Below are 21,208 nucleotides of genomic sequence, written 5' to 3' on the forward strand. Positions count from 1 at the left end.
TATGCCCATAACCTGAATCACGTTTTAAGACACATAGAAGGGCATTACATTCGCGGTTATGGGGATGGCACAGCCAAAGCCGAAAGCGCAGAGATTTATGTCTTACCAGCTCGAAGGGAAGCCGCACAGGCATTTTTAGCTAATGACGCATCTGCCCAGGAACGCTTAGAGCGAATTAGCAACCTAATTATCGGCTTTGAAACCCCCTATGGCATGGAATTATTGGCCACAGTTCACTGGGTAGCCACCAAAGAACGTCAACCCGCCCAAGATAGTGAGCAGGCGATACAATTAGTGCATATATGGAGCGAAAGAAAACGCACCATCTTTAAAGCAGAACATATACGCAAAGCTTGGCAGCGATTGCAACAGCAGAATTGGTTAAATTCAAATTGAAATGTGAGAGCTTAGCCAAGCTACTTCATACTTTTTACAATATTAAAAGCAGAAAGCCCACAAGGTTGAGACACGAAGTGTGACGTAGTGTTTCAACCCTCCTTCAGGGGTGGGACGGACAGATTGCTCAATTTTTACAACTCAACTAGGACTGCTATATGAGTCAATTCTGAGTTCATTACCAATGCAAATTGTTTTTCCTTCTTCGGTAATAGGTAGCCTCGTGTTGATTGCCAAGCGGTAGAAGTGGTTGAATCGCGATCGCTCTACCCATGCAGGTAAAGTTGTTCTTCGTTGTGCTACAAAGGTTTTTTGGAAGTTTGGGTAAGCCACTCCGGTTTTAGAATCACGAGTAATCACGACACAGCGCTGACAGGGGTTAATGCCCATAAACTGTACATCTCCAATCTGGAAATGAACCGTCCCCTCTGCTTCTGTAAAAAGCCGATCTTCCCAAAAAGCAGGAACACCTGAAATTTCAATATTGGAGCGAAAACGCAAACGCACTTCTTCAACATCAAGTCCGGGGTACCATGAGGCAATTGCTTCTAGTGTTGCCGTGCTAATGATGGTTGGACCGGGAGACACGGTATCATCTGGAAATCCCGCGTCGGGGTTTTGCTTGACTTCTACTGGAAAACCAAAGAATTCACCCAGCCAATATTCAAGTGCTTCACGCTCTGTCTCAACATGAAATACATTTACGCGATCTGTTTGCTGTACCCGCAAAGAAACAGTGTTGGTTTCGAGATCGAATTCAGAGCGTATGGCATGGATTCGCTCGTTACGCTTACCGTTGACAAAGCGACCCGAGCGATCGAAGATAGCAAACTCGCGATCTCGCTTCAACGCACCACTCCTGAGAACAGTTGTATTCTCAATGCCAACTTTATCCAAAGATTTGATTGGATAAATGAATAATCTTGAAACGTAAGGAATCACGTCTGTCATAAGTAACTCCTGGATTGTCTGAGAGGGAAAGAGTCGTGTCAAAGTTGATTTAGGAAGGTTGGTTCCGCGATCGCCACGATTAGTGAAAGACCAGCGATCGATTACCTTAAACTTTTGTTTTAACTTCTAAAACGAGTGTTTCCTTTTCTTGAGGATATTGAAGTGCAACAGCTAGCTTCCCTTCTTTAAAAGCTCTTTCAAAAAAGCTGCCATTATCAAAATTTTCATACCCCAACCCATCATAAAAACCTTCAGAAAATAAATTATTTCCGCCTGCAATTGCATCTAAATTTTTATTTAAACTCATCAATAATAATTGTTCTAAAGATGCTTTTGTAGGAAAAGCATTTAGTAAAGCATCGCGCAATCTGCCTCTCTGTTGACCTGTTAAATTTATCACTCTATTAACTTCCAAACATTACAAATTGCTAAATTAAAATCTTATTTACATAATAATACATTTATTGTGATTAAATCAGTAGAATTGCGAATTGAGGAGATTGCTAGCTATGCCCTCTCAGCAAATTCAGATCGGACATTTAAACTTCCACATTTTAGAAGAAGGAACCGGATTACCAGTTTTGCTTTTGCACGGATTTCCAGATTCTTCATACCTCTGGCGAAATCAGATTCCAGCACTTGTTAATGAGGGGATGCATGTTATTGCTCCAGATTTACGTGGGTTTGGTGAGTCTGATAAGCCAGCAGAGCCAGAGTTTTATAAATTGCAACTGATTGTTGAAGACGCGATCGCAATGCTGGATCGCCTGGGTATTGAGCGTACCCATGTTGTAGGTCATGACTGGGGTGCTGCGGTAAGTTGGGCGCTTGCTTCCCTTTATCCAGAGCGTGTCGATCGCCTAGTTGCTCTTTCGGTAGGACATCCGGCGACTTTCTTCAAAACTGGAATGGAGCAGCGAGAAAAGTCGTGGTATATGTTGCTGTTTCAGTTTCGCGAAATTGCTGAAGAACTCTTGACTCGCGACGATTGGAAGCTGTTTCGTGACTTGTTTAATCATCATCCAGAGATGTCTCAGTGGCTCAAAGATCTCCAACGACCGGGAGCGTTGACAGCTGCTTTGAACTGGTATCGAGCAAATGTTGCTCCTGAAGTATGGCTTCCAGAGAAATGGGCGCTCCCAAAAGTCCAAGCCTCAGTGCTGGGAGTTTGGAGCAGCAGAGATGCTTATCTAACCGAAGCTCAAATGCTCTTATCCGCTCAATACGTTTCTGGGGTGTGGAAATACGAACGAATAGAGGGCGCAAGCCACTGGATGCAGCTTGACCAACCTGAAAAAGTTAATAGTTTGCTCTTAAATTTTCTCTCAGGCTGATATTGAATAAGAATTCGATATTGCACGGCTTGTTCTATAAATTTGGAGTTTTATCTAAGATAAAGTTAGATTCCCGACTTCTGGAAGCAGTTGGGAATGCAGACACATTAGGAAAGCTTGCGGTAATAGACTAACTTGCGATCGCGTAAAATCTCTGGATGTAGAATTTTAATGATATCTGATAGCACGAGATGAGGATTGCTGATTCCACTTTCCCAGTAGTCATTACCTCCACTAGAATTAAGAAGAGCATTGTTATTGTAGAGATTACCGTTTTTGACAGCTTTAAAATCTCCATAGCGGTTGTCTTCAGCGAGTAAATCCTTTTTAGTTTTCCAATATAAACTCCCATTTAACCAATAATCGGCATTGGTAGCACGTTCAAAGACTTGTTCTAAGGATAATGGTAAACTTCCTGATGATTTTTCGTCTTTCCAGAGATAATTTGCACCTGCGTCTGCAAAATATTGAGCTACATAACTGTTCCCTCCTGGCATATACCAAGTTCCTTTTGAGTTAAATCCAACAAATACCGTTGGACGATTTTTTGCTGCTTTTGCTTTGACCGAAATTGCTTGATATTGTTTTGCAATTTCGTCAAAAATTTCTTCTGCTTTGGCTTCGCGATTAAAAAATAGGGATGTAAACTTTATCCATTCGGCTCGTCCCAATGGAGATGATTCCGTGTAATCAGCGTTAATAGCCACCTTTAAACCAGCTTCTATAAGTCTGGGATAACTATCAATGTTTGGATTTCCTACTCCATAGGTCGTTACTAAATCTGGGTTTAAGTCTAATAATTTTTCTAGGTTCAGACTATTATCAATTCCTAATTTAGCTATTTTATTAGCTTTGATTTTTTCAACAACGCTATTGGTGTTGACTGTACTTGTATCGCTGACTCCAAGAAGCTTATCTACAACTCCTAACTTATCTAAATGTGGTAAATGGGTGGTAGAAAGCGAAACGACAGTATTGATAGGAATTTGAATAGTTTGTGATTCTTTAAATCCTTTAGGAACAGGCGTACCGCATTGTACGAGAACATATTGAAATGTAGTAGCTGCCTTTTGCCATGGATTCTTTACCGTAACAATTTTATAATTTTTATAGTATTCTACTCCAAAACCTTTTGCATAATCAATAATAATTTTTTTCGGAAAGTAATCGGTGGTTTCACTGTAGTTTTTAACGCATTCTTGATGAATCTTACTATGAGATGCTGTAATTGTGTTATTACTAGGTTTATTTGAACTTTGGCAAGCTATGACAACAACAGTTATTAAGACGATTTGACAAAAAAAGATTATAGGCTTGAATCTTAAAAAATTTATATTTCTCATGTTTGTTAGATTTCAGACAAAATCATAATTCTGTACCTTCTTTACAATTGTACTGTACGGACAAATTCAATGTACGGTTAACCGTACATAACAAGGACGGTGGATTTTCACTATAAATTTAGCGGTTATCTGCACTTTTACTTTCGTAAGGAAATTTGTCAAGATAATCTTGTAGCTTGAAGGGGTTTAAATGAAAAAGAAATTTTTTACACAAATATTTCAAAGTGGTATTAGTAAAGTTTTACGCCATCCCAAATATCGGGTATTTGCAATTGTTGCTGGTTTATTCTATTTAATCAGTCCTTTAGATATTTCACCAGATGTTATCCCTATTATAGGATGGGTAGATGATGGACTGATTGCGAGTTTCGTTGTCGCGGAAGCTTCCCAAATCCTTATAGAAGAGCTAAAAAAGCGTAAAAAAGTGACTCCAGATGAATCCAAGTCTCCTCAGACAGCGACTACAATTGATGTTGAAGCTGTAAAGCTTTCATAAAAGTTATATTTTTTAATTTAATAAATAATAATGGAAATGCGATAAGTCAAAAGCTTATCGCATTTCATTTGCAAGGATTGGTTTGATTGTACGGTTATTATCAATAGAGTGTGGTGTTAAAGCCGAATAACATAACTTTTTTACAGAAATAATATAAGAATATAAAGCAAACAAACAAGTCCACGATTTCTAGTTATTCATAACACGTATGGCATTACTTCGTTACAACCCCTGGCAAGAACTGAACGCTATTCAACGCCTGTTTGAAGATACAAGAGTTCCATTTGAAAGAGATTTGGTTAAAGTTCCTGCGGCTGAACTGACTCAAACAGAGGATGCTGTTCACCTGAAGTTGGAACTTCCAGGAATCGATGCTAAAGATTTAGATATCCAAGTGACAGAAAACACTGTTTCTATCAGTGGCGAGCGCAAGTCTGAAGCCAAGACCGAAGACAAAGGTACGACACGGACTGAGTTCCACTATGGTAAGTTTCAGCGTGTAATTCCATTGAGAGTAAAAATTCAAAATACTGATGTCAAGGCAGAATATAAAGACGGTATTTTGAATCTGACTTTGCCAAAGAAAGAGGAAGAAAAGAACAAAGTTGTCAAAGTTAACCTAGAACAGCCTGCTGCTTAGTTGACTGTTTTAGCGAGAAATTTTCTTTCACGTAGATAATTATCAAGCAACCCCGGTCGCGTTAGAGTGACTGGGGTTTTTTCTTAGAACTCACGTTTAATTATTTGGATGAGTCACCTTTATTTTCAACTGCTATTAATAATGTAATTTTAGTTTACAGCAGTTTTCGAGAGAGTAAACTATAGCAGTTGTAAATGAGTTACAAACACCTCTTCCTTGTCTTCCTTGTTCGGATCTCAAGATAGGATTGCCATACACAACTGTTTGATTGCTGGCAGAAATTGAGTGCGCGATCGCATGAGGAAGTTTTCTTTTCTATCAAAGTCTTCTCATAATTTGTTCGGCAATTGCAGGCATAAAGCGTTGAAGCACGAATAACAATTTTGTTTTGCCAATCCGCATTTCATAACGATTTTGAACAAAGTTACTCCAGAACTCTTCGACTAAAACTTCTGGAGAAATCTTATCACGTCCTCGCCCTTGTGTCATTGCTGTGTCTACCATCGGCGCAATAATCTCAAATACGCGAACGGAAGTCCCTTCAAGCTGCCATCGTAAGGTTTTGGTGAAACTGTGAAGTGCTGCTTTACTGGCGCAATAAATCGGAGCGCTTTGTTTGGGTACAATTCCCAACCCTGATGAAACGTTAATAATGGCAGCAGATGGTTGACTCAGAAGTTGTGGGAGAAAGAGTTTTGTCAGATACAGAGGGCTAATTAAGTTAATGTCAAGTTCTGTTTCAATAAGATCGTATCCAATCCCAGGATCGGCAAAGTTATAGTTGTACTGAATGCCAGCATTGTTAATGAGAACGTTTACATCAGGGTAGCGAGATGCCAAATTACGGAGTGCTTGGCGATCGCGCATATCTGTCAGATCGACTGTAACTGTTGGTAACTGGCTTTTCACCGCTTCAGCTTTCTTAGCGTTGGTTCCCGTGACAATGACGGTATTGCCTTGACGCAGAAATCGTTTAGCAAGAGCTAAACCAATCCCTGATGTACCACCTGTAATTAAAACAGTATTGTGAGTGGTCTTCACAAATGACTCCGCTCGTAACGTCTTTTAGGCAATCCTAAATTGATACTGGCTAAAACTCATTAACATAAGTTAATGCGATTTCAGTTGAGCGCGAATTCGACTCAGGCTAACAGGGGTTATCCCCAAATAGGAGGCGATATAGTGTTGTTTAAGGCGAGCGTCCAAACCAGGATACTCGGCTAAAAAGCTCAAATATCGAGTTTTAGCATCATCTAGCAGCAACGAACTTTCACGCTTTTCTTTTTTGACAAATAATGCCTCTGCTATTTTACAATTGACCGTTTGCCAGCAAGGGTGTGCTTCCGAAAGCGATCGATAAGCCGAGTAGTTTGCAACAAGTAACTTTGAATCTTCTAATGCCTCAATAAAGAGTCGTGAGGGTTGTGTTAGTAACAATGCACTATAAGATCCAACAAAATCATTCTCAGTACAAAATGATTTTGTAAATTCATTCCCATTATCATCAACGTAATACAGGCGTAAAATCCCGGATAGTATAAATCCAATGGTTTGCGGTATATCACCTGCACGAATGAAAAATTCTTTGCGTTGCAAAACCTGAGTTTGAAAGAGGTTAATCACTTTCGTTTCTTCATCTTCAGGAAGAGGGGTTAGCGATCGTAAGACTGAGACAAATGGAGTTTTCTCGTGAATCAGCATATTAAAAATGCCACACAGTGGAGGACAAGTACTTCAAATTTCCAATGTGAGAGCGTTTTAAGCGCAATCTCATAGAGAATTGGTATAACTCAGTTATGCGATCGCTCAAACAATAACTGCAACCCCTGATTCTACGCCTTGAGATGAAGGTATTTCCAAGCGGAGCCTGGAAACGAGTGAGAGGTTCGATCCATCATCAAGCAGTTGTATCCAAAAAAAAGCAGTCACAGGACTCATGTCAAGTGACCGTGATGTACTACAAAAGAACGTTGTTAAAAGGGTGAAGGATAAACTATGAAGTATGAAAGATAAATTTTTCATCCTTTATCCTTCATACTTCGTCTTTTTTTAGCCTAAGGGCTAGGTGCAGATGCGATCGCACTGCTGTTATCGGAATAGAAGAGTTTATCGTAAGTCTTGCGACCGCCTTCAGTTAACTCACCTGTCAGTGGTTCAAACGCACCACCAAATTTGCCAATTAAAGAATTCACTAGATTATCAGCACTATCCTTAATTCCCAGTGACAAGACCAAATTATCTAACTTGCCAAGGAAGTCGCCTGCAGCGGTAGAGGATTTGTCAATAATAACAGACCAGTTGCCATTTCCAATCACAAGGCTGTTGCTGGTGAAGACCCGATTGCCATTACCAATAATTGTGTTGTTGCTACCGAAGTCCCAGTTACCGTTACCAATGGTGGTATTGTTATTTCCGAAGTGCCAGTTACCGTTACCCAAGGTGTTGTTGTTAGCTGTGGACTCCCAGTACCAGTTACCATTCCCCAAAGTTCTGTTGTTCTGGCTGGAGTCTAAATACCAGTTACCATTACCAATCGTTGCGTTGTCTTTGGTGAAATCCCAATTCCAGTTGGCATTACCGATGCTGGCATTGGATGTCCCATAATTCCAGTTAGAATTACCGATAACTGCGCTGTCACTGCCAAAGTCTTTGTTACCGTAACCAATAGGTATGCTGCCATCAGGAGTGTTAAAAATGTTGTCAGTACCACTAAAGGGTAACAAACCGCCAAGAACGGTGTACAAAATATCGGAAGGTGGTTGAACAGCCTGAGAACCGCTACCACCAGCCAAATTGGTATAAGGATCTGCGCCACCACCAGCAAGTTCATTGACAGTATTGATACTGGTATTAGCGCTGAGTATGTCATTCTTATAGAGCGTCAACAAATCTGAAGGGGACTTTAGAGGTGTGTTATTAGTGCTAAAAAGTCCTTTGCCAACAGCAGAATTGACTGTTTTTGTAAAGTTTAACAAACCATCTTGAACAATTCTGAGAGTCTCAGAAGACGATTTGCCACTCCCCCCAGACGATAAGCTGTCACCAAAAACAACTTGTGTGATATCGAAAGATGGCTGTTGAGAGATGCTACCACCAGTACCTGAAGTTCCAGCACCAGCACTGGAAAATGGGTTGCTAGAGTCACCAGGTAAGGTTTGTGCGTATACAGTTGTTAAGAAATTTGATGCTGATTCAGGTATGGGGAAGTTTACACCATATACCTGCTTTAAGAAATCGAGCGCTGGAGCATTAGTACTGCCAAAGGGGTTATTTCCACCAGCAAAGGGGTTTTCACCAGTTGAAGAACTAGTAATGCCACTCTCAGAAAGTTTGTTGCTGAGTTTAACGATAACAGAGTCAACGAGTTCCTCTGTAGTATAATTTATTACTTTTGAAAATCTCTCTGGTGTGGTTTCTTGACCGATAATCCATTGATTATCACCAACTACCGTATTGCCAAGACTTGCATAAGCGTAGCCGCCACCACCTGCATATGGATTGTTTTCAGCACCAGCAAAAGAATTATTGCTAGTACTCGAACTCCAAGTGCTGCCACTATTGGTACTATTCCCAAAAGTGGTGGGGAGTGAACCACTAGAAGTGCTTGAAGATGTACCGTAAGTTACGCTATCAGTCAAGGGCTCGCCAGTTGTGAAAATATCAGCAGTAGAAGTCGCCATTTACAACAATCCTCCTAATTTTTGGAACCAAAATCTCGTAGAATATAAAAGATAAAAAGTCGAGCCTGCTTATCAATTAGCTCTGACAGTTTTTTGAGGGCAGGCATTATTGGCTAGTAGCTCTTGAAAGCTTGTTGGGTGACCCTAAAATGGGTTTAACCCAGCATTTTCTATTTCAATTAAGAATTTGAACTGATGGAGCGCGATCGCGCTTAATTTGTTGATAAATTTACTGGTCGTGTAATATCACCATGCATTCCTATTTTGATTTTTGAACTAGACTTGTAGCCATGTAGGCGGCGTTCCCGCCCTACAGTACTGAAAACTTTTCATCAATCATTTATGATTCCTATAGTGAAGATAGATGCTATCTATAGCGCTCATTGTGACTTTCTTGGAACTGCAATCCACAGCAGTTAATTAAGAATTTAAGCAATTGTAAGACAAACAGCAATAAGTTATTTTTCGATACGCTTGTCTATTTTTTAGATATTCTTATTGCTTTTTTATTTAAATATAAAAAATTAGCTGCAAGAACAATATAAAACAAAAGAAAATTTTTATTTAACTCGAACGTTTTTATGGTATTGTCAACCAAATAAAACCACACAAATATCTAAAAAGATAGGTTTGCCTCAGACGCCAACAAAAGAACTGATGTGTAACGTCTAAAAGCAAACCTAATAAAATAACTTTCTTCTTTTGTTTCTGGAGCGATTGTTAAATCGCGAGCTAGTAAATTGTGGCTTTAACAAAAAGGCAGCCCCGATCGAGGGCAGATGGCAGCTATGTATATGCCCTCGTACTTCTCACTTGTCGAAAGGGAGCACTCGTGTTTAAGTCCCCCACCATAATCTTCGATCTTGCGTGGCAAGCAATTGGTGAGTCCAAAGAAAGTAGGCGGGTCTCCCGCGCCCTGGGGACTGGCGAACAAGGGAGGGTGGTGGGTTGAAGCCCCCACCATATTGCATACCTTCTGCCCTCTGCCTCCTGCCCTCTGCCTTCTTCACTTACAATACAGTTCAGTTGACAAGATCTTATCCTTGAAGATCCCCCCTACTTCCCCGCTTGAAAGGCTAGGGTGGTGTACACAAGTCTTCTAAAGTGTATTCTTGCGGTTTCGATCCCCCCTAACCCCCCTTAAAAAAGGGGGGAACTTCATTCCAATTCTCCCTTTTCACGATGTTTCATCTCTTTTCTAGAGATTTGTGTACACCGTAGGCTTGAAAGGGGGGCTAAACGGGATCGAGCCTTATCTGAACGGTATTGGCTTTCATTAGAAGATCTCAGACAATCGTGTTGGTATTGCTACCACCCACTAATGGGCTGTTAGTAGCTTGAAGCTGATTGATATTGCTACTGTATGCGATGATGTCATTCTGCAAGAGTTTAAAGACATCAGCAGCAGATTGTGGAAGCCGATCGTTACCGCCAATACCAGAATTCTGGTTGACAGTATTGTAAAAGCTTGTGATATCAGCTTCGAGCGACTTCAAAACGTCATTAGGAGATTGCAAGGGAACCACGCTACCACTCGTGGTTACCGGGCTGTCAGTACCAGGTACATTACTACTAGTAGTAACTGTGTTGCTACCAAGAACTCCACGACCAGTACTGTTTAAATAGTTTACAAACTCAACGACTGGTGTCAGAGCTAAGTCACTATTTGTGACTGCGTTACCGCTTCTATACTGATTCACAATGTCCGTGAAGGTTGAGATGTTGTTCTGAATGCGGTTTAAAACATCACCAGATAATTGAGGAAACACACTATTGCTACTAGCATTGGTGTTAATATCTGAAGCCGTTGTCATAAACAAAAATCCTCCTATTGTTAGAACCAAAATTTTTCTCGATTAGAGAAAATTTTCTTGGCTGGGTTTATGACTTTCTTCTTCGGTCTCTTTGGCGAAGCCTTATTAACAGCTAGTAGCTAGTGGAATCATGTTGGGTTTTTCAGTAAGCGATCGAACCCAACATTTTTGTATCCATTTGTAATCTTAGATAAATGAGTTAGTACCACCACCAAATAGAGTATCAGCACCACTGAGGGAATTACTTCCATCAGTTAATAGGTTATTACTAGCAAATGGGCTTACTATTTCTTGGTACTGCCCAATATTCCCACCAATGATTGACACCTGACCCTGAATGTATGCTTTGGCATCATCAGATAAATAATCAGGAAGATTTAAATCTCCACCGTTAACGATCGCAAGGAATTCTTCTTGTGTTGGGTAACTAGAAGTTACACTATTACCCCCAACGGATTCGTTAAAGGTAGTAGAAGAACCTTCAAGACTGCCATTCAAGATATCTGATTGATTTGTAATGCTATCTAGTCCAGAAACTTCAGCTGTTGGAATAATAACGTTCTCTTCAGGAGAAGTAACAGCTTCAGTAACTAACACTGGCTCTTCTGCAACAGTTGAAGCTGGTGTGTTATTTGTCAAAGAAGTCACCAATCCGCTAACTGTAGAGCTTATTCCATCTGCTATCGAGCTAGTATCACCACTGTTTATTTGTGCAGTAACAAAGTTACTTAACTCAGCACGAGTTGTATCTATTTGATTTGCTTGTGGATTCGATGCAAAAGGACTATCAGCTTGGGTACTGTCACCACCGCCAAATCCATCTTGGTTACTACTACTAAATCCGCCTTGGCTACTGCTGTTAGATCCATTGCTAGATAGCGTAACTTGGTTGCCTATACTGCTACCAAAACCAGGGTCAAATGGATTGTAACCGCCAAAAGAAAGCCCTTCTGTGCTACCTGTTGAAGTACCACCACTAGACGGGCTGCCACCACCTGGTGGTTGATTGAATGGGTTTAGCGTGCTAGTGTCAATGCTAGTGTTGGCGTCAGGAGTACCACCACCGGGAGGAAATGCGTTATAAATTGCTTGGTCAATGTTATATCTGATTTGATCGAAAGGTGAAACTGGTGTACCACCACCAGCAAATTGGTTACCACCCTCACTACTAGATTGAGTACCGCCATTACCAGGAAAGTTTGGTAAATTCTCAGTACCCACAGCATCGCCCAAGCGACCAAATGGAGATTGTGAAAACCCAGAACTAGAAGTACTTTGGGTAGAAGTGTTTTCAGTTGCCATGAAGAAGGATTCTCCTATCTCTAAACTAGAAAGCACGGAAGCAACAGAAACCGTTACAGACGAAAATAGCCTGCTTTCTTACAGGTTTCTGCTTATTTTTATTGCTGATATTAGTAATAGACTCTGAGTTTCAAAAAGCACTCTGTATTGTTTGGACAAATACACTCACACTGGCTTTGAAATGATGTACGTTCGATCAAATCAAACTGTAAATAACGCTACTATCTATATAAAATTTAAACAAAATATTAAATAACTTCAATAAAATTTTTTTGGATATATTTATCAATTTTTTAGATACATTTTTAGATGTCAAAGTACACAAAAAACACTGCGTCCCTGGGAGCATCCAAAAGATCGCCAATAGCCCTCAGAATAGAATTCTGGGGCTATACAAACAAAGCCTGCCTACGCAGGCTTTACATAAAGTCCGCAATCTTTTACACCATAACTCCAACTTCTTTTTTAGAAGGTTTGAAAGTTTTTTCCGGAGACCAACGACCGAGAACTTTGCCAATTACTGACAATTCCTGAACCAAGCGATCGAACTTTTCAGGAGTGAGAGATTGAGGTCCATCAGAAAGAGCTTTAGCTGGGTTGGGGTGAACTTCAATCATTAAAGAATCTGTACCTGCTGCTATAGCTGCTAGCGCCATAGAGCTAACATACTCAGACTTACCAGTACCATGACTGGGATCGATCGTGATGGGTAGGTGTGTCAGCTGTCTCAAAACGGGAATAACAGATAAATCTAAGGTGTTGCGAACATATTTAGAATCAAAAGTTCTGATCCCACGCTCGCAAAGAATCACATTTGGATTTCCAGCAGCCAGTATGTATTCTGCTGCCATAAGCCACTCATCAATTGTACAAGACATTCCCCGCTTCAGCAGTACAGGCTTATCTTGAGCACCCACCTTCTTTAATAGAGAAAAGTTTTGCATATTTCGAGCGCCAACTTGTACCACATCAGCGACACGAGCGATCGCAGACAAATCGGCAGCATCCATAACTTCTGTAATGATACCCAAACCAGTTGCTTCACGAGCTGCTGCTAATAATTCTAGAGCACTCTCACCATGTCCTTGAAAAGCGTAAGGAGAAGTACGAGGTTTAAAAGCACCACCACGCAAAAACTTAGCTCCCGCCGCCTTCACCCGCTTTGCTGTCTCCACAATCATGGCTTCATTTTCAACAGAGCAAGGTCCAGCAATCAATACAATAGGATGTTGCTCGCCAAAGCATACAGAACCATTGGGTGTAGGTACAACAACTTCGCTTGGTTGTCCGTGACGAAACTCCCGGCTCGCCCGCTTAAAAGGCTTCTCAACTCGCAAAACTTGCTCGATCCAAGGGCTGCTATTTTGAATAACCATTGGGTCAAGAGTTGCAGTGTCACCAATCATTCCGAGCACAATTTTATGCTGACCGACACTTTTTTCTACAGTTACGCCCCAACTTTCACTTAACTCCTGACTGATGCGAGTAATTTCATCAGCCGGTGTATTATTCTTAATAACTACAATCATGAGTGTTTATCCTCTAAAGTTGTTAATTGCTAATTGCTAATTGCTAATGGCTAATGGCTAATGGCTAATGGCTAATGGCTAATGGCTAATGGCTAATGGCTAATTGCTAATTGTTTAAAAGCCATTAGTTATTAGCCCTCCCTTGCGCCAGTTGCCTACGGCGGGAGACCCGCCTACAGCACTGGTCTCACCGCCTGTAGCGCTGGACTCACCATCAGCCATTAGCCATTAGCCATTAGCCATCAGCCAATTACCTTAAAAATTCCGCAAGCTGTTCAAGCTTCTTCCAAGCTTCACCACTTTGCAAAACTTCTTTGGCAAGGGCAATACCTTTCCCAACTGCGTTTGCAATATCACTTGCCCCGTCATCAATTGCTTCACCTACATACAGTGCGAGCGCTGCGTTTAATGCAACAACATCTTGCTGTGCTTGTGTTCCTTTTCCTTGTAAGACCGCTTTTAAAATTTCAGCGTTTTCCTGGACTTCTCCACCTCGCAACGCCTCAGTTGGTGCAGGAGTTAAACCCAGTTCTTCAGGACCAAGGACAGCAGGAATGACAGTTCGGTCTTTAAGTACAGCCAAGTCATTTAAATCTGCTAGCCCAGCTTCATCTAACCTTTCCCGTCCGTACACTACAATTGCACGGCGAGTTCCAAGTTCTGATAAAGCTTTCGCAATTGTTTCTACTAGCAAAGGGTCACACACACCAATAATTTGCCCTGTTGGTCGCATGGGGTTAACCAGAGGACCCAACAAGTTAAAAACAGTTCGCACTTTTAGTGTTTTTCGCATAGCAGCAACTGCTTTTAGTGCTGGGTGCCACCCAGGAGCAAACAAAAATGTTACGCCGACTTCATCGACTGCGGCTTTAACTTTCTGCGGTTCGGCGCTAAGATTTATACCTAAAGCCTCTAACACATCAGCAGAACCAGTTTTACTGGACGCCGAACGATTACCGTGCTTTGCAACTTTTACCCCTGCGGCTGCAACAACAAAGGCTACGGCTGTGGAGATGTTGAAGGTTGAGGCTCCATCTCCTCCCGTTCCGCAAGTGTCAATTACGGGAAGCGATTGAGGATTGGAAATTGGGGATGGGGAAGAATCGGCTTCTCCTATCCCCCCTATTGACTGGGATTGCAGGACACCAGCCATACCTACTAACTCTTCTGTAGATACTCCTTTGGCTTGAATCGCTGCCAGTATTGCCCCAGATAACACTGGAGGAATAGTATCTGTCAGCCAACCTTCCATAAGCGCAGAGGCTTGCTCGACGGATAGCGATCGCCGATCGAGTAGTTGCTTGAGCAAAGCAGGTAGATCGAGAGATTCGGGAGTGACGGTGATATTGTCACTTACAGCTTGTGTTAAGGCTACCATATTGACTCTGGTTTTTGATGAATGCAGTCGCGTTGCGTAGAATTTTAACTTTGCAATTCTGAATGAAAAATGGCTTCCCCTCATTCCCAACCCTTCTCACAATGGGAGAAAGAAGCGGATTTTCTCATTCCCTCCCTTTAAATAAAGGTATTGTGAGGGCAAACAGACTTGTAACAGTCCAAACATCATTTCTCAATCCAAAATGCAAAATCTCAAATCTAAAATCAGTATCAAGCGGGATCGAGGACTTTAGCAACTGTTTGCACGTCCTTATCTCCCCTACCCGAACAATTAATGACTATTCGAGGGCTACCACTTAACTGCGGGCAAAGTGTTTCAAGATACGCGATCGCATGAGAGGTTTCCAAAGCAGGAATAATTCCTTCTAGCTGAGACAAACGCTGGAAAGCAGCCAAAGCCTCTGAATCAGTTACGCTATAGTACTCAGCGCGACCGAGATCCTTAAGATAACTGTGTTCTGGACCTACACCAGGATAATCCAAACCAGCGCTAATGGAATGTGCTTCCACAACCTGACCGTCGCCATCTTGCAACACGTAGCTCATAGCACCATGCAACACACCCACTCGACCCAGTGTTAAAGTAGCTGCGTGCTTTTCCGTATTAACACCTTCACCCGCTGCCTCAACTCCAATGATACGGACAGATGGTTCATTCACAAACTCAGAGAACAAACCAATGGCATTAGAACCACCGCCCACACAAGCCAACAAGATATCTGGAAGACCGCCCCATTTTTCCAAACATTGAGCGCGAGTCTCTTGACCGATAATAGCGTGAAAATCGCGTACCAACATTGGATAGGGATGAGGACCAGCAACAGAACCTAAAATGTAGTGAGTTGTTTCTACATTAGTGACCCAATCCCGAATCGCTTCAGAAGTTGCATCTTTAAGAGTTCCAGTACCAGCCTCAACGGGACACACCTCTGCTCCCATCAACTTCATCCGGAACACGTTAAGAGCTTGGCGTTGCATATCGTGAATACCCATGTATATCGCGCACTGCAACCCAAAACGAGCACATACGGTAGCCGTTGCAACTCCGTGTTGACCCGCTCCTGTTTCAGCGATAATGCGCTGCTTACCCATACGCTTTGCCAGCAACACCTGACCCAAAGCATTATTAATTTTATGAGCGCCCGTATGATTTAAATCTTCACGCTTCAAGTAAATTTGTGGACCCGTTCCATCAGGTCTAGTATAATTTGCTGTCAGACGCTCAGCAAAATATAAAGGACTGGGGCGACCCACATAATCGCGCAGTAACTCGTTTAATTCTGCTTGAAAAGTTGGATCATTGCGATATTGAGCTGCTGCTGCTTCCAATTCACTTAAAGCAGGCATTAGAGTTTCAGGTACATATTTGCCCCCGAAACGTCCAAATCTTCCCAAAGAATCAGGAACAACAGATGCTTCTGCAATGTTTTTATCTGAGATGCTTACCACTGGTGAAAGCTCCTTAGTTATTAGTTGTTAGTTATTAGTTGTTATTAGCCATCAGCCCTCCGGGTTCGCCAGTTGCCTACGGCGGGAAACCCGCCTTCAGCACTGGTCTCACCATCAGCCATTAGCCCTCCGGGTTCGCCAGTTGCCTACGGCGGGAAACCCGCCTTCAGCACTGGTCTCACCATTAGCCATTAGCCATTAGTAATGCAGGTGCGATCGCTGTTTTCAATTCTTTACAAAGTTCTTCAATTGCGTGGAGTCCTTCTTCTGGACTACCAGTTGCCAAACGTTTCACAAAAGCGCTACCAACAATAACAGCATCTGCGCCCCATTCTTTGACCTGACGCGCTTGTTCCGCGCCTGAAATACCAAAGCCAACTCCAATAGGTTTATCACTGATGCTTCGCATGGACGTTAATAAAGGCTTCACGCGGTCCTGAATTTGAGAACGTATACCTGTGACACCAGTAACACTCACAAGATAAATAAATCCTCTTGAAGATTGAGCGATCGCACCAATTCTCTCCTGAGAACTTGTAGGAGCCACAAGCAAAATAACTTCAACTCCAAATTCAGCAGCCGTATTAATTAACTCTTCTGCTTCTTCTAAAGGTAAATCTGGAACAACTAAGCCCCGCGCTCCAACATTTGCGATTTGCGCTAAAAACGACCTAATACCCCGATTTAAAATAGGATTGTAGTAGGTAAATAAAATAATAGGAGCTTGCAGGCTAGGACTTACTTCTGCAACTAATTCTAGTACTTGCTCTAGAGTAGTTCCTTTAGACAAAGCGCGAGTTGCTGCTGCTTGAATAACAGGACCATCTGCAAGGGGATCGGAATAGGGAACACCCAATTCAATAAAGTCAGCACCACTTTTATCTAATACACGCAAAGCTTCTTTTGTTGTTTCCAGGTCTGGATCTCCTGCTGTAACAAAAGGAATTAAAGCACACTGATTGCGATTTCTTAGAGATTGAAAACGTTCGGAAATAGAAGTCATTGGATTAATACACCTAATAGAGGATATTGATAATTACTAACTGCTAACTGTTAACAAGTAAGTCGGCAAAAATAACGATCGCTAGTTTGTAATTGCGATGTATACGTTCGCCACCCTTGCATACTGCAGGAACAGACAGCGCTACTACGAGTCAAATACAAAAATTTTACTTTTCGCTACACAGTTTTGTTTTTTCTCGCCGACTTACTGAGCTACTTGTTTTAAGTACTATTAGCCATTAGCCATTAGCCATTAGCTCTCCCTTGTTCGCCAGTCCCCAGGGCGCGGGAAACCCGCCTACAGGGCTGGTCTCACCATTAGCCATTAGCTATTAGCCATTAGCTATTAGCCATTAGCTATTAGCCATTAGCCATTAGCCATTAGCAAATAAACTCCGCACACCCTTCTCTACATCAGCTTGTTTTATTAAAGATTCTCCTACAAGCACAGCACGAGCCCCAACTTCAGCTACAAATGAGAGATCGGCAGGTGTATATAAGCCAGACTCACTGACAAGAGTGATACCGTAGCTTTGTAATTGCGATCGCCGTTGCTCTGCAAGTGCTTGCGTTGTTTTAATATCTAGCGTGAAATCTTCTAGGTTGCGATTGTTGATACCTATTAAACGAATGTTATCCAATTTTAGAACTCTATCTAGTTCGCCTAAGGTATGAACTTCTACTAAAGCTTTCATTCCCAAATCATGGATAACTCGCGTAAAATCCTGAATTTCTTCATCTGTCAGGATAGCTGCTATTAATAATACAGCATCTGCACCAGCCACTCGTGCGTAATAAATTTGATAAATATCAATAACAAATTCTTTACACAAAAGTGGTATTGCAACTTTTTGCCTGATATTACGCAGGTTATCAAAACTTCCTTGAAAGAACTTGGAATCCGTAAGAACGGACAAACAAGCTGCTCCTCCTCGCTCGTAAGCTTGGGCGATCGCGATCGGCTCGAAGTCAGCACGAAGCACCCCACGGCTTGGAGATGCTTTTTTGACCTCCGCAATGATGCTAGGGACGTGGGAGTTTTCCTGCAAAGCCGTCAAGAAATTTCTAACTGCGGGAGCTGTACTTAATTGTTGTTGCAAAGAAGCTAAAGGCAGTTCTTGGCGCATCTGTGCAACTTCTTGCCTTTTGTGCCACACAATTTCTTCAAGGATGTGGCGCGGACGAACACCAACAGTAGTCACTGAATAACTCATAGATGGCTGATGACGTAAGAAATGATTGGAGAGGAGGGAGGGGAGAGGGGGGAGACAAGGGAGACAGGGGAGAAATACGAGTCCTTAGCCCCCAATCCCTAAGAACTAATGACTAATGACTCTTTAGTTTGAGTATATGCACGGACTACATTCTTGATGATTGCCAGACCAACTGCTCCTGATAGGGTCATGATGGACTCTGGGTGAAACTGCACCGCAGCTATAGGAAGCGATTGATGCTCAATTGCCATGATGACATCATCGTCTGAGATGGCTGCTACCTTCAATTGCTCGGGTAACCGTTGTGGTAGGGCAAACAAGGAATGGTATCTACCAACTAAGAAGGATTGGGGTAAGGCTTTGAATAAAACCGAGTCGGGTTCGGTCACAATTACCCTTGAGGATTTACCGTGTTGGGGATAGTGAAGAACTCCGAGTTCTCCTCCAAAGGCTTCCACAATTCCCTGCAGTCCCAAGCACACTCCAAACAAGGGTATGTTGCGACGCAAACAACTTTGAACCATGTCTGGTACTTTAAAATCGCTGGGTTTACCGGGACCGGGAGATAAAACAACTAAGTCCGGACGCTCTACATCCAATAGGGATTCAGAGAAGCCATGACGTAATGTGGTTACTGTTGCTCCAGTCTGACGAATGTAGTTGGCTAGTGTATGAACAAATGAGTCTTCGTAATCTACCAGTAAAATACGCTTACCGGGTTCGATATCTGGAACGCAATCGCTCAATTTTTCTCGCGTGCAATCCTTTGATGGTATTCCTTGCTTTGCACGGCGAATCGTTTCAAATAACGCCGCACCTTTTGTCATTGTCTCTTGTTCTTCTGCAGATGGCAAGGAGTCATAGAGAACTGTTGCTCCTACTCTTACCTCGGCAATGGAATCTTGCAATCTAATGGTTCTCAAAATCAATCCTGTATTGAGATTACCATTAAAGTTGAGGTAGCCGACTGCTCCACCATACCACCGTCTGGCACTGCGCTCGTGCTGTTCGAGGAATTGCATTGCCGATCGCTTGGGTGCGCCGGTCACTGTCACCGCCCAGGTATGAGTTAGAAAGGCGTCCAAAGCATCAAACTGCGATCGCAGCAATCCTTCAACGTGATCCACTGTATGGATCAGGTGGCTGTACATTTCTATTTGACGGCGACCGATAACTTGTACCGAACCCGGTTCGCAAATCCGCGATTTGTCATTGCGATCCACGTCAGTACACATGGTCAACTCTGCTTCTTCCTTGCCTGAATTTAAGAGTTGACGAATTTGCTCGGCATCATCAAGGGCATCTTGACCCCGAGTAATAGTACCACTAATCGGGCAAGTTTCTACTCGCCGACCTTCAACCCGCACAAACATTTCTGGAGAAGCACCAATGATATACTCTCCACCAAGGTTGAAAATAAAACCATAGGGGCTGGGGTTTATATGCTGTAGAGTTTGGAAAAGCTGACTCGGTGGTTGTTCGCAGGAATCAAAAAAGCTTTGCGAAGGAACCACTTCAAACAAATCTCCACGGCGGAAGTAATCCAGTGCTACTTCTACTTGGTTTGCGTATTCTCCTGGTGCATGGTCGGAAGCTTTTGCTGGAACGAGGCGCTTACCCCTGTAATCAATTGATTCTCCTGTACGTGGAAGATCTTGAGTATTGCCTTCTGTTGTTTCAAACTCATACTGCACTCGATACGCACGTTGCAGATAGTAGTCAACAACAACCAATTCATCAGGCAAATAAAGCACTATATCCCGTTGGTCTGCAGGACGTTCCAGACGCATCGGAATTGGCTCAAACTGAAATAACAAGTCATAGCCAAATGCTCCATACAATCCTAAATGCTCGTCTTCATCGCTAGAGAAAATATGGAGGATTTCGCGAATCACGGTGAACGCAGAAGGTTGCTTGCTGCGTTCTTCTTCTGCAAACAATTGCAAAGTGGGCTTTACATATCCAGTAATATAATCGCTTTCGTGCTTGACTTCCTGAAGTTGGGAATGTCCTGCTAAACGCACCAACAATAAGGGTAGAAGCACCTGACCTCGATTGTTTAGCGCTCTTAGCGTAAAAGCTCTCTCCCGTGTTGTCAGTTCTAGCGGTGGATTGATAAATCCAATCGCCCATCTTTTGTACCGCCCCGGATACTCATAGCTGCTCTTGAGCAACCCTCCGCGTTGGGAATCCAGATAAAAGGAAATTTCATCCAAGGCTGTGTCCATCTTCACTTCAGTGATGGAGCGAGATACACCTATGCCGCCAAGAGTTTTGTAAGTGTGAGAATCAACAATCATGGGCAATTTTTTTGATGTTGAGGGAGTATTCAATTGCAGATCCAAGCAGATTGCAGGTAACCGCAGATATCACAACTTGGATGAGTTGCTAATTAGACAATTAGACATTAAAGCACAGTATATACACAGTCAATAACAGTAAATTAACCGAGAGGGAAAATTCACGTAAAAAAACGATTGTAGCAGCAAAGTTTCAAGAATTGAACTTGTTACTGTATAAGTACTGTTGCCACTTTTAAAATGGTCTCAGACAAACCAGTCACAAAAACCTGTTTTGACATCTTTAAACGTCCCTATATCTAAAAGGTTAAACTGGCGACTTCAACTGCTAACAGTTTGGATCGACAGTTTGACCTTGTG

18 protein-coding genes are annotated in these 21,208 nt (G+C 42.3%); 4 read left to right on the forward strand and 14 right to left on the reverse strand.

The window, feature by feature from the left end; genetic code table 11:
- Positions 1-213: 213 nt before the first annotated feature.
- Positions 214-396 carry a hypothetical protein gene (locus HC643_RS41380; protein ID WP_237265886.1) on the forward strand — a complete coding sequence of 61 codons (183 nt, stop codon included), beginning with the start codon at positions 214-216 and terminating at the stop codon, positions 394-396.
- Positions 397-537: 141 nt separating this feature from the next.
- Here the strand turns inward: HC643_RS41380 and HC643_RS15810 are convergent, their stop codons facing one another.
- Entirely contained in the window at positions 538-1,347 is an 810-nt protein-coding gene (locus tag HC643_RS15810; protein WP_038081551.1) for an MOSC domain-containing protein, read from the reverse strand.
- 106 nt (positions 1,348-1,453) lie between these two features.
- Positions 1,454-1,747 carry an effector-associated domain EAD1-containing protein gene (locus HC643_RS15815; RefSeq protein WP_050045834.1) on the reverse strand — a complete coding sequence of 98 codons (294 nt, stop codon included), beginning with the start codon at positions 1,745-1,747 and terminating at the stop codon, positions 1,454-1,456.
- 109 nt (positions 1,748-1,856) lie between these two features.
- On the opposite strand from HC643_RS15815, the gene HC643_RS15820 reads away from it, so the two are divergent.
- Entirely contained in the window at positions 1,857-2,681 is an 825-nt protein-coding gene (locus HC643_RS15820; protein ID WP_038081555.1) for an alpha/beta fold hydrolase, read from the forward strand.
- Between the two features lie 107 nt (positions 2,682-2,788).
- Here the strand turns inward: HC643_RS15820 and HC643_RS15825 are convergent, their stop codons facing one another.
- Positions 2,789-4,024, reverse strand: coding sequence for an ABC transporter substrate-binding protein (locus HC643_RS15825; protein WP_038081556.1), 1,236 nt, complete (start codon positions 4,022-4,024; stop codon positions 2,789-2,791).
- A 190-nt stretch (positions 4,025-4,214) separates the two neighbouring features.
- Here HC643_RS15825 and HC643_RS15830 point away from each other — a divergent pair, with 190 nt between their 5' ends.
- Both HC643_RS15830 and HC643_RS15835 read left to right on the forward strand, forming a co-directional pair.
- Positions 4,215-4,520 (forward strand): YkvA family protein, encoded by a 306-nt coding sequence (locus tag HC643_RS15830; protein ID WP_038081558.1) that lies wholly within the window; start codon positions 4,215-4,217, stop codon positions 4,518-4,520.
- Positions 4,521-4,728: 208 nt separating this feature from the next.
- Positions 4,729-5,160 carry an Hsp20/alpha crystallin family protein gene (locus HC643_RS15835; protein ID WP_038081560.1) on the forward strand — a complete coding sequence of 144 codons (432 nt, stop codon included), beginning with the start codon at positions 4,729-4,731 and terminating at the stop codon, positions 5,158-5,160.
- 318 nt (positions 5,161-5,478) lie between these two features.
- On the opposite strand, the gene HC643_RS15840 is transcribed toward HC643_RS15835, so the two are convergent.
- The 11 genes from HC643_RS15840 to HC643_RS15890 all read right to left on the reverse strand — a co-directional run bounded on the left by HC643_RS15840 (position 5,479) and on the right by HC643_RS15890 (position 20,848).
- A complete protein-coding gene (locus tag HC643_RS15840; RefSeq protein WP_038081562.1) occupies positions 5,479-6,201 on the reverse strand; it encodes an SDR family oxidoreductase in 723 nt (240 codons plus the stop codon).
- A gap of 69 nt (positions 6,202-6,270) precedes the next feature.
- Positions 6,271-6,861, reverse strand: coding sequence for a Crp/Fnr family transcriptional regulator (locus HC643_RS15845; RefSeq protein WP_038081563.1), 591 nt, complete (start codon positions 6,859-6,861; stop codon positions 6,271-6,273).
- A 353-nt stretch (positions 6,862-7,214) separates the two neighbouring features.
- Entirely contained in the window at positions 7,215-8,840 is a 1,626-nt protein-coding gene (locus tag HC643_RS15850; RefSeq protein WP_050045835.1) for a hypothetical protein, read from the reverse strand.
- Positions 8,841-10,126: 1,286 nt separating this feature from the next.
- Entirely contained in the window at positions 10,127-10,654 is a 528-nt protein-coding gene (locus HC643_RS15855) for a hypothetical protein (protein ID WP_038081564.1), read from the reverse strand.
- Between the two features lie 186 nt (positions 10,655-10,840).
- Entirely contained in the window at positions 10,841-11,956 is a 1,116-nt protein-coding gene (locus HC643_RS15860) for a hypothetical protein (RefSeq protein WP_038081565.1), read from the reverse strand.
- A gap of 440 nt (positions 11,957-12,396) precedes the next feature.
- A complete protein-coding gene (aroF, locus tag HC643_RS15865) occupies positions 12,397-13,485 on the reverse strand; it encodes a 3-deoxy-7-phosphoheptulonate synthase (RefSeq protein ID WP_038081567.1) in 1,089 nt (362 codons plus the stop codon).
- A 250-nt stretch (positions 13,486-13,735) separates the two neighbouring features.
- Entirely contained in the window at positions 13,736-14,863 is a 1,128-nt protein-coding gene (gene trpD, locus HC643_RS15870) for an anthranilate phosphoribosyltransferase (protein WP_038081569.1), read from the reverse strand.
- 230 nt (positions 14,864-15,093) lie between these two features.
- Positions 15,094-16,332 carry a tryptophan synthase subunit beta gene (gene trpB / locus HC643_RS15875; protein WP_050045837.1) on the reverse strand — a complete coding sequence of 413 codons (1,239 nt, stop codon included), beginning with the start codon at positions 16,330-16,332 and terminating at the stop codon, positions 15,094-15,096.
- Between the two features lie 184 nt (positions 16,333-16,516).
- Entirely contained in the window at positions 16,517-17,335 is an 819-nt protein-coding gene (gene trpA, locus HC643_RS15880; protein WP_038081571.1) for a tryptophan synthase subunit alpha, read from the reverse strand.
- A 373-nt stretch (positions 17,336-17,708) separates the two neighbouring features.
- Positions 17,709-18,548 (reverse strand): indole-3-glycerol phosphate synthase TrpC, encoded by an 840-nt coding sequence (gene trpC / locus HC643_RS15885; protein ID WP_038080700.1) that lies wholly within the window; start codon positions 18,546-18,548, stop codon positions 17,709-17,711.
- A gap of 98 nt (positions 18,549-18,646) precedes the next feature.
- Positions 18,647-20,848, reverse strand: coding sequence for an anthranilate synthase (locus HC643_RS15890; RefSeq protein WP_038080697.1), 2,202 nt, complete (start codon positions 20,846-20,848; stop codon positions 18,647-18,649).
- Positions 20,849-21,208 lie beyond the last annotated feature (360 nt).

The sequence above is a fragment of the Tolypothrix bouteillei VB521301 genome (assembly GCF_000760695.4).
Lineage (GTDB): Bacteria > Cyanobacteriota > Cyanobacteriia > Cyanobacteriales > Nostocaceae > Scytonema > Scytonema bouteillei_A.

Excerpts from the sequence above, each read along its gene's own strand:
- HC643_RS41380 (WP_237265886.1), top strand. The coding sequence starts at position 214 with ATGGAATTATTGGCCACAGTTCACTGGGTAGCCACCAAAGAACGTCAA.
- HC643_RS15810 (WP_038081551.1), bottom strand. The coding sequence starts at position 1,347 with ATGACAGACGTGATTCCTTACGTTTCAAGATTATTCATTTATCCAATC.
- HC643_RS15820 (WP_038081555.1), top strand. The coding sequence starts at position 1,857 with ATGCCCTCTCAGCAAATTCAGATCGGACATTTAAACTTCCACATTTTA.
- HC643_RS15825 (WP_038081556.1), bottom strand. The coding sequence starts at position 4,024 with ATGAGAAATATAAATTTTTTAAGATTCAAGCCTATAATCTTTTTTTGT.
- HC643_RS15830 (WP_038081558.1), top strand. The coding sequence starts at position 4,215 with ATGAAAAAGAAATTTTTTACACAAATATTTCAAAGTGGTATTAGTAAA.
- HC643_RS15835 (WP_038081560.1), top strand. The coding sequence starts at position 4,729 with ATGGCATTACTTCGTTACAACCCCTGGCAAGAACTGAACGCTATTCAA.
- HC643_RS15845 (WP_038081563.1), bottom strand. The coding sequence starts at position 6,861 with ATGCTGATTCACGAGAAAACTCCATTTGTCTCAGTCTTACGATCGCTA.
- HC643_RS15850 (WP_050045835.1), bottom strand. The coding sequence starts at position 8,840 with ATGGCGACTTCTACTGCTGATATTTTCACAACTGGCGAGCCCTTGACT.
- HC643_RS15855 (WP_038081564.1), bottom strand. The coding sequence starts at position 10,654 with ATGACAACGGCTTCAGATATTAACACCAATGCTAGTAGCAATAGTGTG.
- HC643_RS15860 (WP_038081565.1), bottom strand. The coding sequence starts at position 11,956 with ATGGCAACTGAAAACACTTCTACCCAAAGTACTTCTAGTTCTGGGTTT.
- aroF (WP_038081567.1), bottom strand. The coding sequence starts at position 13,485 with ATGATTGTAGTTATTAAGAATAATACACCGGCTGATGAAATTACTCGC.
- trpD (WP_038081569.1), bottom strand. The coding sequence starts at position 14,863 with ATGGTAGCCTTAACACAAGCTGTAAGTGACAATATCACCGTCACTCCC.
- trpA (WP_038081571.1), bottom strand. The coding sequence starts at position 17,335 with ATGACTTCTATTTCCGAACGTTTTCAATCTCTAAGAAATCGCAATCAG.
- trpC (WP_038080700.1), bottom strand. The coding sequence starts at position 18,548 with ATGAGTTATTCAGTGACTACTGTTGGTGTTCGTCCGCGCCACATCCTT.
- HC643_RS15890 (WP_038080697.1), bottom strand. The coding sequence starts at position 20,848 with ATGATTGTTGATTCTCACACTTACAAAACTCTTGGCGGCATAGGTGTA.